Here is a 10,557-nt window from a genome sequence, read left to right as displayed (position 1 = left end):
GGGGTCGAGGCACGGCTGCGGCGATCGAAGCGCTCAAGGCGGATGCGAACAGCGTCGTCGTCGCTCTGGGTGACGTGTTCGAGGATCGTCTCGCCAGCAGTCTTGAGAAACTGCGCCAGCATTCGCTGGAGCGTGTGAAGGTGGACGCGGGCCGCCGTTTCCTCGGTTTCGACGCCTATCAAAAAGTCATCGCCAGCGATGTGGACGTGGTCCTGCTCGCCGCACCGCCCGCTTTTCGCCCGCAGCACCTGAAAGCAGCTATTGATGCCGGCAAGCACGTCTTTGCCGAATGCATCGCCGCCGTGGACGCCCCAGGCATCCGCAGTTTCCTCGACAGCGCCGCGCGGGCGCAGGAACGAGGGCTCGGCATCCTTTCCGGCTTCTGCTGGCGTTATGACAACACTGCTCGCGCCGCGCGTGAGCAGATACGCGCTGGAGCCATCGGCCAGGTGCGCACCGTCTATGCTACTTACTACCGGCAGAGCTTCAACAAATACTACGGCAAGGAGCGACGTCCGGAGTGGAGTGATCTCGAGTGGCAGATTCGTGACTGGTCCGATTTTGTCTGGCTCGGCGGAGACATGTGCATCGGCCTTTCTGGCGGCCACAGCGCGGACAAGATGGCCTGGTGGCTCGACGACGAGATGCCTGTGAAAGCCGTGGGGGTGGGCGGACGGCAATTCCCCGGTGAGGGCAACACTTTCGACCACTCCCAGATCATCTATGAATACGCCAGCGGCGTGCGCGGCTTCCTCGGTTTGCGCTGCCAGGATGGCTGCCACAAGGAAAACGCCGACTATATCATCGGTGCCGACGGCGTCTGTACCCTTGGAAAAGGTCCGGCACCATTCATCACCGGAGCGAATCCGTGGACCTTCAGTGGAAAACGCGAGAGCATGCACCAGAAAGAGCATGACGAGTTCTTTGCCTCCATCCGTGCTGGCAAGCCCATCAACGATGGCCAACGCATGGCTCACACCAGCCTCATGGCCTTGATGGGCCGCATGGCCGCCTACACCGGGCAGGAGATCACGTGGGAGCAGGCACTCAACTCCCAGCAGCAACTCGTTCCTGACCACCTCGACTGGGATACCAAGATCGAGCTCACCCCTCCGCCACAGCCCGGAGTGACGAAGTTTTTTTGAGGAATATGGAATGATTAAATTTGCGATCCTCACCGCCCTGCTGCTGGCCGCTTTCGCATCACCCACCCAAGCGGACCTCGTCGCGCATTTTCGCTTTGATGACGACCTGAAGGACGTTACCGGTCAACACGATGGCCGGCCGGTCGATCGGAAGCTCGCGCCTTCCTTTGCTCCCGGCCGCGTCGGGAACGCGGTGGTGATCGAGAAGGTCAACGCGGGCATCGAGCTGGCGAACCCTTCGGCGATTGATTTCAGCCGCGACTTCACCATCGCGACCTGGGTCAATGTGGGGAACTACTACGCGGAGATGCCGGTGCTCTTCAAAGGCCGCGCCGATCTAACCGCCGCGCCTGACAAGTTCTTCGGCGTCTTCGGCATCGAGGGGCTGCAAGTGCATGGCGAAGGACAGGGCGAGTGGATCACGAACTTCCGCGCCTCGAACGGCCTCGTGCCGAACGACGGCGGATGGCATCACCTCGCGGTGACGTATCGCGCGGCGGAGGCTCCGCATCTTACGCTCTATGTGGACGGCCAGGGAAAGACTCCGGCTGACAAAGGCACGTTCCGGGGATCCGATTTCACGCTGAAGCCCGATGCGCCCGACAGTGTGCTGCGGATCGGTTGCCGCGCCGATGGCGACACTTGGCGCTATGTTCGCTCGCATTTGCGTGGCCTGCTCGATGAACTGCAAATCTACGACGAGGCCTTGAAGGCCGAGGACATCCGCTTTCTCTTCGAGCATCCAGGCAGCGTGGCCGGACAGCGCGACGATGTGACCTCCGCGACGAGCTTTCAATTCGATCCGGGGCATCCCTGGCGTCCGCCCTTCGGCGTGGAGCGCGTTGGCCTGACGCCGGTGATCGTGCAGTTCGCCAGCGACACTCGACCGGCACCAGAGCACTGGCTCGCGGCGTATCGCGAAGGCAAGGAAGTGGAGCGGAAAGCGCTTGATGTCTCCGGTAACTCTCCCTTCACCGCACGCGCGACCTTCGCCACTTCGCCCGCGCCCGAGGAACTAGTACTGCTCACCAAAGACAAGGACGGCAAGGCCATTGAGCGAGCCCGCTGGAAGGTCGAGCGCCCGGCTCTGGAGGCAGATGCGGAAGCCGCAGCTGATCCGGTGATCAATCCCGTTGATCTCGGTGCGGTTTTGCCGCCTGCGGACTGGCTGGTGCTTGGCCCTGAGCAGCAGGCCCAGGTGAACATCGCGGCGTTTTCCAGCAAAGAGGAGGTTCGCGGCGCAGAGGTGCTCGCGTGGTTCGAATCTTCGCCGGATCGACCGACCAAAGCCGCAGTGGATTTGCCAAAGGACGTTCGCGCAGAGTTGAAGATCGCTTTGCCGCCTCCAGCATTCACAAAGCGTCGCGACACGCTGCATGTGACCATCCGTGATGCGCAGGGCCGTGAACTCTGGCACAAAACAATCACGACCATGCTCGTGCAGGATACGCCGAAGCTGCCCGCCTTCGGAGCCATTGAGACCAAGCTGCGCTACGACTACCCGCTGCTCTCCTATTCCGGCTCGGACGAGGTGACCGAGCTTCCGTATGACCAAGCTTGGGCACCGGAGCGGAAGGATGTCGTGGTCGCGTTGCCGAACGGCTCGCGCTTTGTCTTCTGGCGCGGCGCGGCCTACACACCCTTCTGGGCCGGGAAACACAACACCGCGCTGAACTTCGAGTTCGCCGAAGCACCGCGCAGACCCGACGGCCTCGACTGCGTCGACGCCGCTTCCGACAAGGAACTGCGCCGCAGCCGCGTCGAGATCATCGAATCCACCGCCGCCCGCGTCCACGTCCGCTGGACCGCGCAGCCCTGCGACCTCAACTACAAGGTCTGGGGCGAATCGGTGACAGAGGATTTCTATTTCTACCCTGATGGGTTCGGCTCGCGCACCGTCACGCTGCAAAGCGAACCCAAGGCCGAATACGAGATCGAGGAGCTTCTCATCCTCACGCCGCCCGCCGCCTATCCGCTCCGCGTGCTGCCGGAGAACCTATTGGATGTTCTCTTTCGCGATGGCACGAAGCGCGAGTTGAAGTTTCCCATGCTCGATCAGGAACGCGATTACGAGAAGCTGCTCTCGGGCGAACTGCCGCCGCTCTTCCGCATCCGCTTTGGCACCCGCGAGCCCCTCGCAGCGATCTACTTCAACCCCGGTTGGAAGCGACTGCCCTCCACCGCCTACCGCCCGTTCTACAGCCAAGGCCAAATGGTCACGCCGTTCTATTGGGGCAATCATCTGCCGCTCGCCCGGCGCAAGCCCACCGGTATCAACATCGACGACCTCGCCTCGATGACCCCAGCGCACAACGCCATGATGTCCTGGGGCCACCGTCGTCCGCAGCCCCTGGAAAGCCGCACCGCCGACATGCCCGATGCCCTCGGCGTCACGCGCAAGATGCAGGTCGAGAAATGGGCCTGGCTTATCGGCCTGAGCGACGCCGACGACGCGTGTCTCCTCGAATGGTCCCGGAGCTTCGCCACGCCGCCGAAAGTTGAGGCCGAGGGCGCGAGCCTTCAAACGCCGTCCTACAACACCGAGCGCCGTGCCACGCTCCTCACCGTCGAGAAGCCGATCGTCTCGCTCACGATCAAGCCAACGACACCCTGCGTGCATCCCGTCTTCGAGCTTCATCAAGCTCCGAAGGGACTCACCCGCATCGAACTCAATGGCGACGCACTCGCCACCCACGAATACGCATGGGACGGCCACACGCTTTGGCTCAATACCACGCTGCCCCGAGAGACATCACTGCGACTGACTTTCCGCGATTAACCCGCACGGCAAGCCACTGCTTCAAAGCACCGAAAGTATTGAACCCATGAAACACAGCCTGACATTCCTCGCTGGCCTGCTGCTGGCTCCGATCGCCGCATTGCACGCCGCCGATTTCTCAGCGCGTGGACCGTTAGCGTCGGAGACAATCGAATTCGCAAATCTCACCGACTCTTCCCGTGCTGGGGCGAAGGCGTCTGGCGGCACCAGTGCGCAACAGTTTGCGCCGCGTCTTCGTCAGGACTCAACTCCCATCGGACGCAAAGTCCCCATCAAGGTGCATGTGCCAGCAACTGGAGGTCCATTTCCGGTGGTCATCGTTTCACACGGTGCGGGTGGTGATTGGGATACGCATTACGCGCAGGCACAGCACCTCGCTTGACATGGTTACGTGGTCTTTTGCCTCGAACATATCGGCAGCAATCGCGAGCGGATGACGCAAGGCTTTAGACTCATGCAGAATCTCGATGCGATGATCCATGATTCCGCGGAAGTTCTGGCTCGGCCCAAGGATGTGAGCTTTGCGATTGACCGTGCTGAGGAATGGAACCGAACGGATGAGAAGCTCCGTGGAAAGCTCGACCGGCAACGCGTTGGCGTCATGGGTCATTCGTTCGGAGCCTTCACCACGATGGTTGTATGCGGCATGAGGCCTGCGCTGGACTGGCTCACGCCGCGCGTGGAACCGGGCAAAGGACTCGGCCCCGAACTAGGCGATCCGCGCGTGAAATGCGGCATAGCACTTTCGCCGCAAGGCGTCGGAGAGCCATTCTTCATCAGTGAGAGCTTCGGTTCGTTGAAACTGCCGCTGCTGGGCATCTCTGGCACCCAGGATAGGCAGCAAAATGGCCTCACAGCGGGCAATCGCCGCGAAGCTTTCGCACTGTGGCCGCAGGGACCACACAAGTTCATCTGGCTCGCCAATGCGAAGCACCTCGACTTCACCGACTCCACTGGCGTGGAGCGTCGTGCGACACCGTCTCCGACTCGCGAAGATGTCCAACCCCTCGTCCGTGCGGTCACGCTTCTGTTCTTCAATTCCTATCTCAAAGCCGACACCAATGCCTCGAAGCAACTTACCTCCGACGCTTTGAAACCGTATCTGCACGGAGCTGTGAACAACGTCGATGTGCTGTCCAAATGAAAGATGTCCTTCACACCATGAAACACACCTTCTCGCTCCTTACCGCCCTGCTGCTCGCGCCGTTGGCCGTGCTCCATGCCGAAGAGCTTTCGCCACCACTCGATGCCGCATCGTGGAAGGCTCGACAAGGTCTCGTTCCGGCGGAACGGTTGCCTGCCGCATTCGAAGTTGGTTCTGAGGATGGTCTCCGCTTTTCGCTTTCCGGTCCGATGGCGAAGGGGAAACAGATGCGATGGGAGCGGCCCTGGACGACAGGCGAGCACGCGCCAGGTCAGTGGTTGGTTCTCGAATATCGGGCTCAGTGGGCGAACTCGATTCTCCTGGCTCTGTTGGCGAATGATGCTGCCGGGAAACTGAGCGCAACGACACTCGTCTCCGCTCAGGATCTGGTGAGGGACGGTCTGTGGCATCGCCTGGTCGTGCAGCGGCCCTACCCGGCGAAGCCGACTGCACTGCGGGTGCTTCTGGATAGCAATGACTCACATTCGTGGTTCGAGCTGCGACGACTGGAATGGGTGGCATCGCCTGAACTTGCTGGCCCGGCGCTCGCGGAAGACAAGCAGCCGTCGCAGCGCCCGGATCTTCAGCCGCTCTCACTTACGTTCAATGACCATTACGACTTGCTGCTGAAGCGTCCCTACATGCGCGTGGAAAACGACACTGCGGTGCTCGATGGCGGAGCGCGGTTCACTCGCGATAAAGTGAGTCTTGAAGGGGTTCCTTTTCGTGTCGAGTCGAAGCCCGGTGCGAACAACCTCATCACGCCGCCGCCGGAGCCGAAGGAAAATAACGATCTGGTCGATCATTTCGGCTTGCAGGCACCGCGTCGGGCCGTGACACCTGTCAGCCGCGATAGCCGGATCACGGTGCCTGTCGGTCGCGAAGTCAGCGAAGTGTTCTTGGTGCTCGCGGCGGAACTGCCAGGCCGAGAACTGGGTTATTTCAACGGTCGTAGTCCCACCACATTGGACACGGTGGAGGAGTTTGCCGTAAGGAGCGACCTACCGCGATGAGTGGACCGACACGGAGATCCACCCTGAAATCCGTGACGGCAAAGCTATCCTGTCCCTCGAACTCGGCCCGCAATCGATCGGGTGCATCAGCCAAACCCTCCCATGATAATGAAACCTACTATGGCCTTTTCGAGTCGTACTTAGCTACTCTCGAAAAGGTTACAGTGAGGTCGTGTGGAGGCAGACTCTCGCGGAAGACCCCTGCATAATGTTTTCGAAGTTCGCCGACGGTCATTCACTTCATCGTGGCGACCTCTTTCTCAATGTTTAGCATGTTTTGCTGCGTGGTTTGACGATCTCTGAAACGCGTTAACCCACGTGGATACACTGAGCAGTGGAATTCAAGATTGATCAAGGTGACATGCAGTACTGTTCGCAGATTTGGTTGCAGATGAAGCTGTTTTCTCGCTCGTTTTTAGGTTTTGCTGGAGAAGGCGGATTTCACCAGTGACCAAACGTGTCACGGTCGCAAAAGAAATTGGCTTGCATTTCAATTTTGAAGCTAATTTCTTTTAGAGAAACGATCATGAAGAAACCAGATGCATCATCCTCGCTCAACCAGTTGAGTGCAATGATTCTGTTCCGCAAGTGGGCGTTGCCGATGTTAAGTGTGAAAGGCGGCGCAAAGTGATGACGATTCCGAATCGCGATGAATTAGTGGACTTCCTCGGTAAGGTTCCTGAACGATGGGAAGTTCTAAATCGAGACAACATGACGGTGCGAGAATCTAAACTCACTCTATTGGTATTCTATGCTGGCCTTACGGAATACAGATTTGAGTTCTTCTACCGGCTGCAAGACCATCCGCATGGGTTTGCGTTCGAGGGCCAAGCGTCAGGCCGTAAAGGATTTGCAAAAATCGGATTTGCTGCTTTCTCTGAAGCCTACCCATTTTGGGTTGAAGCCTATGAACTACATGAATCGCGATGGTTCGAAAATGCCTCTCTACCGAAGCTTGAGCTAGTTCCGAGATTTGAAATCGTTTACCCGGTCAAATGGCGAATATCGGAACTTGGAGCGAATGCATTAAAAGGAACAAAAGATCCTCTGGACGAGATCGAAGGTTACGGTGTCATCTCAAACCGCAAGTTAGTCGATAGATATTCGAAGCCAAATTCGGTTCGTGTTGAGAACTTCGATGAGTTGGCAGATGTACTACATCAGCCTGTTGCCGATCCTTGGGAATTGCATTGCAATCGATGCAAGGACAAACACTACACTCATAAAGAAATTGCGGAGGAGTGGAAAGTAAGACACCCCGAATCCAAAGAGACTGTAGCGCAACTAAAGAAACGAAGTGAGAACTACGCTGCCGAGCAAAACCGGAGGGCTAAACACTCGTAAAATCCTTTCCTGTGAGGAAGTACCCCCTACTAAAAACCCTACTAAACCTGCACGAAATGACAGTTTCTTGCAGGTTTTTTCGTGAAAAAACTTAGGCCTTCACCCTACTAAATTTTTAGTAGGGAGTGATTTCATTTGTGTACTCCGTAACATCTCTCACTGTGGCGAAAAGAAGCAAACAGTTAGACCGGAGAGCGAAAATGGTTGATCAGAAATACTACACAATCCAAGAAGCTGCCAAAGTTTTGGCATGCGATGACGAAACGATTCTCGCGCAGATCCATTCGGGCGAACTGCCAGCGGTGAACATCGCTAGGCGACTCCAATCCAAGCGCCCGACATGGCGAATTGCCGAAGGCGAATTAGGCCGCTGGTTACTCAAAAGAGGCAAAGCAGCAAATCAAGAGATTGCGTCAAAGCAAACCAAGCGGCCAACGCCAAACCAGCTTGGTTAAGGACAAACATGGCAAGAAAGCACCGCGTTTTTCTATCCGCATGTTCTTTGAGAAGGTTTATCTAAATGACAAAAGGCATGACGATTGAATTCCAACATGCTGCCAACCAACGGTTCGCGGTGCATAGACTCGCAATGGAGTACCGAGACGCCGGAATCAGTATTGTTCCAATTCGATTGGACGGTAGTAAGGAGCCAGCATTGGACAGTTGGAAGCCGTACCAGAGTCGTATTGCTAACGATGATGAACTATCGGAATGGTTCTTGCATGGTTGCCATGGTGTTGGGTTAGTTTGTGGACTCATCAGCGGCGGTTTAGAGGTTCTCGATTTTGACGACGGCCGTTTGTTTGAACCGTGGCGACAGCAAGTTAAATCGATCGTTGAACGCCTACCGGTAGTCGAGACCGGCAGCGGCGGATGGCATGTGTTGTTTCGCAGCAATGAGATTGGTGGAAACATCAAGATAGCTTCCGATCCGCAGCGCCGAGAAAAAAAGACTCTTATTGAGACCAAAGGCGAAGGTGGACTCATCGTCGCCGAAGGCAATCCATGTGCTGTGCATAAATCCGGACTGCCGTACGTCCAGTACAGTGGCCCGTATCTACCGCAGATACCACGGATCACGCCAGACGAACGCTGCGAACTATGGCGAGCTGCTCGTAAATTCGACTTACGCGGCGCGGCATTCACCCGCAAGCTTTCCGAGAAATACACTCGCACTACGGTTGCCCATTCCGGATCGGTTCACCCGGTTGTTACGGCGTTCAATAATCAGACGGACTGGGAATCGATCTTACATCCGGCTGGGTGGACTTGCCGCGACGGCATCCACTGGACACGACCAGGCAAGCTACATGGCACATCCGCAAAGGTTGTTACAGCCGACGATGGCAGTGAGTTGTTGACGGTATTCAGTGGCAATGCTGGACCGCTATCACCAGATGGTTCCCATCGGACATTGAGCAAGTTCAAGGCGTGGGCTCTTCTCTCATTCGATGGCGACGATCGAGCAGCATTCAAGGCAGCAAGTCAAGAGGTAACAGCTTGAAAGACATTGGACAAATCAAGCGAGTGGACGATCCGGACTTGAGGCCCCCTCGCGTCAAGCCGATCAATATTTGCGACCTGATAGCGCAAAATCCTGAAATGCGACCTGTCTTAGTTGAGGGTGTCTTACGTCACGGCGAAACTTGCAACATCATCGCATCAACGAAGGTAGGTAAAAGTTTTTTGGGAGGAAACTTGGCATGGTGCATTGCAACTGGCACTCCATGGTTATCCAGAAAAGTCAAGCAAGGCAAAGTACTCATTATCGACAATGAATTGCATCCCGAGACGCTCGCAGACCGACTTTACCGGATCAGTGTTGAGATGCGAATTGACTATCGAGAATTTAAAGATTTCGTCGACGTGATCCCAGTTCGTGGGCTAGGGCTCCATATTCACGCGATCGAAAACCGGCTGGAGGAAATCGAGCCAGGAAGTTACACGCTCGCCATTCTTGATGCGCTCTATCGGACACTGCCAGAGGGAACTAGCGAGAATGATAACGCAGCGATGATGGCAATTTACAACAAGCTGGACTACTACGCCAACAAATGGGATTGTGCAATTGCAGTAGTTCATCACGCCAGTAAGGGTTCCCAAGGCGACAAGAACTTGACCGACGTCGGAAGCGGCGCGGGATCAATATCTAGGGCTGCAGATACTCACATCGTAATCCGACCGCACGAGGATTCTGAGCTATGCGTGCTAGAGTGCGTCACCCGATCGTTTAAGTCGCCTGATCCCATTTCGATCAGATTCGATTGGCCGCTCTGGTATGAGGCGAACAAGGATCCGGAACTAAAGAAATCTGGACGCCAAGATAACGATGCGCAAGCGAAAGCCGACAAATTGGATTCAATGGCAATGCTCGAAAAAATACCGCAAATGCCAAAATCAATTCAGCAAAACAAGTTGTTCGAACAATTCGATTTTGGCGTGGGTAAGTCTGGCCGGCTAATCGGCAAGATGGTGCGAGCGGGCCAAGTCAAGATACGACGCAAAACAAAAAACGGTGGCAAGAGGGCGCTTGTTTTCTACTCGCAAGTGATTCCGGATTCAACCAATGAAAAGACTGGTGATTTCTAATGGACGTTAAAAAACACTGCGTTTTCGGTAATTCCGGCAATAGTTCCGGAAGTGATTCCGGATCTTTTTGCCGGAATCAGGTAATTCCAGTTCCGCCTATGTAATAGCGGAACGGAATTACATTGATTCCGGAAACCGAACTCTCGTTCACTTTGGTGGCAAAAAGGAAAAAACACTATGAGTTTTGAAGAACCAAATCATCGCGTCTCGGTAAAAGCGAATCCCGTCGGGATGACGCTACCAACTCCGTTGCCAACGTTTGCGCCTGTCGCGACGGAAGAAGCAACTCCGACAATGAGCCTACCATCACAAACGACACGTCGGTGCCGCCACTGTGGCCCCCACAACGCCTCCACTAGCCACCCCCAAGGCCACGAAAGGACGCATGGGTCCTCGGCGGCCACTCTCTTGATCTAAGGGCCGCGGGAAAGGCCGCAAGCATAGGCACAGTTTGTTTTGGCGAGTTGTCCGGAAATTGCACGACTGCCCCACTCAATCGAATTCGCAAGAAAGGAAGCAATACATGTCAGCAAACCAAGGAAT

9 protein-coding genes are annotated in these 10,557 nt (G+C 56.2%); all 9 read left to right on the top strand.

Features of this window, described 5'->3' with window-relative positions; all coding sequences use genetic code 11:
• On the top strand, positions 1 to 1,145 hold a 1,145-nt coding region (locus tag ACIQ2L_RS14175; protein WP_396159974.1), incomplete at its 5' end, for a Gfo/Idh/MocA family protein.
• 10 nt (positions 1,146 to 1,155) lie between these two features.
• Positions 1,156 to 3,924 (top strand): LamG domain-containing protein, encoded by a 2,769-nt coding sequence (locus tag ACIQ2L_RS14170; protein ID WP_396159972.1) that lies wholly within the window; start codon positions 1,156 to 1,158, stop codon positions 3,922 to 3,924.
• Between the two features lie 46 nt (positions 3,925 to 3,970).
• Positions 3,971 to 4,306, top strand: coding sequence for a hypothetical protein (locus ACIQ2L_RS14165; protein WP_396159970.1), 336 nt, complete (start codon positions 3,971 to 3,973; stop codon positions 4,304 to 4,306).
• A gap of 72 nt (positions 4,307 to 4,378) precedes the next feature.
• Complete coding sequence (locus ACIQ2L_RS14160; RefSeq protein ID WP_396159968.1) at positions 4,379 to 5,068, top strand: alpha/beta hydrolase family protein; 690 nt, start codon at positions 4,379 to 4,381, stop codon at positions 5,066 to 5,068.
• Positions 5,065 to 6,081, top strand: a complete 1,017-nt coding sequence (locus ACIQ2L_RS14155) for a hypothetical protein (protein ID WP_396159966.1) — start codon at positions 5,065 to 5,067, stop codon at positions 6,079 to 6,081. Before ACIQ2L_RS14160 ends, ACIQ2L_RS14155 begins: the two co-directional genes overlap by 4 nt.
• A 630-nt stretch (positions 6,082 to 6,711) precedes the next feature.
• A complete protein-coding gene (locus ACIQ2L_RS14150) occupies positions 6,712 to 7,425 on the top strand; it encodes a hypothetical protein (protein WP_396159964.1) in 714 nt (237 codons plus the stop codon).
• Between the two features lie 200 nt (positions 7,426 to 7,625).
• Positions 7,626 to 7,880 carry a helix-turn-helix domain-containing protein gene (locus tag ACIQ2L_RS14145; RefSeq protein ID WP_396159962.1) on the top strand — a complete coding sequence of 85 codons (255 nt, stop codon included), beginning with the start codon at positions 7,626 to 7,628 and terminating at the stop codon, positions 7,878 to 7,880.
• Between the two features lie 77 nt (positions 7,881 to 7,957).
• Positions 7,958 to 8,929, top strand: a complete 972-nt coding sequence (locus ACIQ2L_RS14140; RefSeq protein WP_396159960.1) for a bifunctional DNA primase/polymerase — start codon at positions 7,958 to 7,960, stop codon at positions 8,927 to 8,929.
• Positions 8,926 to 10,014 carry an AAA family ATPase gene (locus tag ACIQ2L_RS14135; protein ID WP_396159958.1) on the top strand — a complete coding sequence of 363 codons (1,089 nt, stop codon included), beginning with the start codon at positions 8,926 to 8,928 and terminating at the stop codon, positions 10,012 to 10,014. The genes ACIQ2L_RS14140 and ACIQ2L_RS14135 overlap by 4 nt, the downstream gene beginning before the upstream one ends.
• The last annotated feature ends 543 nt before the right edge of the window (positions 10,015 to 10,557 follow it).

This window comes from Flavobacterium sp., from assembly GCF_044369455.1.
Classification (GTDB): Bacteria; Bacteroidota; Bacteroidia; order Flavobacteriales; family Flavobacteriaceae; genus Flavobacterium.
Note: the sequence above shows the minus strand (reverse complement) of the source record. Positions and strands in the feature narration are given on the sequence as shown.

Bases quoted from the DNA above. Each gene is read 5' to 3' on its own strand.
- ACIQ2L_RS14170 (WP_396159972.1), top strand. From the start codon at position 1,156: ATGATTAAATTTGCGATCCTCACCGCCCTGCTGCTGGCCGCTTTCGCA.
- ACIQ2L_RS14165 (WP_396159970.1), top strand. From the start codon at position 3,971: ATGAAACACAGCCTGACATTCCTCGCTGGCCTGCTGCTGGCTCCGATC.
- ACIQ2L_RS14160 (WP_396159968.1), top strand. From the start codon at position 4,379: ATGCAGAATCTCGATGCGATGATCCATGATTCCGCGGAAGTTCTGGCT.
- ACIQ2L_RS14155 (WP_396159966.1), top strand. From the start codon at position 5,065: ATGAAAGATGTCCTTCACACCATGAAACACACCTTCTCGCTCCTTACC.
- ACIQ2L_RS14150 (WP_396159964.1), top strand. From the start codon at position 6,712: ATGACGATTCCGAATCGCGATGAATTAGTGGACTTCCTCGGTAAGGTT.
- ACIQ2L_RS14145 (WP_396159962.1), top strand. From the start codon at position 7,626: ATGGTTGATCAGAAATACTACACAATCCAAGAAGCTGCCAAAGTTTTG.
- ACIQ2L_RS14140 (WP_396159960.1), top strand. From the start codon at position 7,958: ATGACGATTGAATTCCAACATGCTGCCAACCAACGGTTCGCGGTGCAT.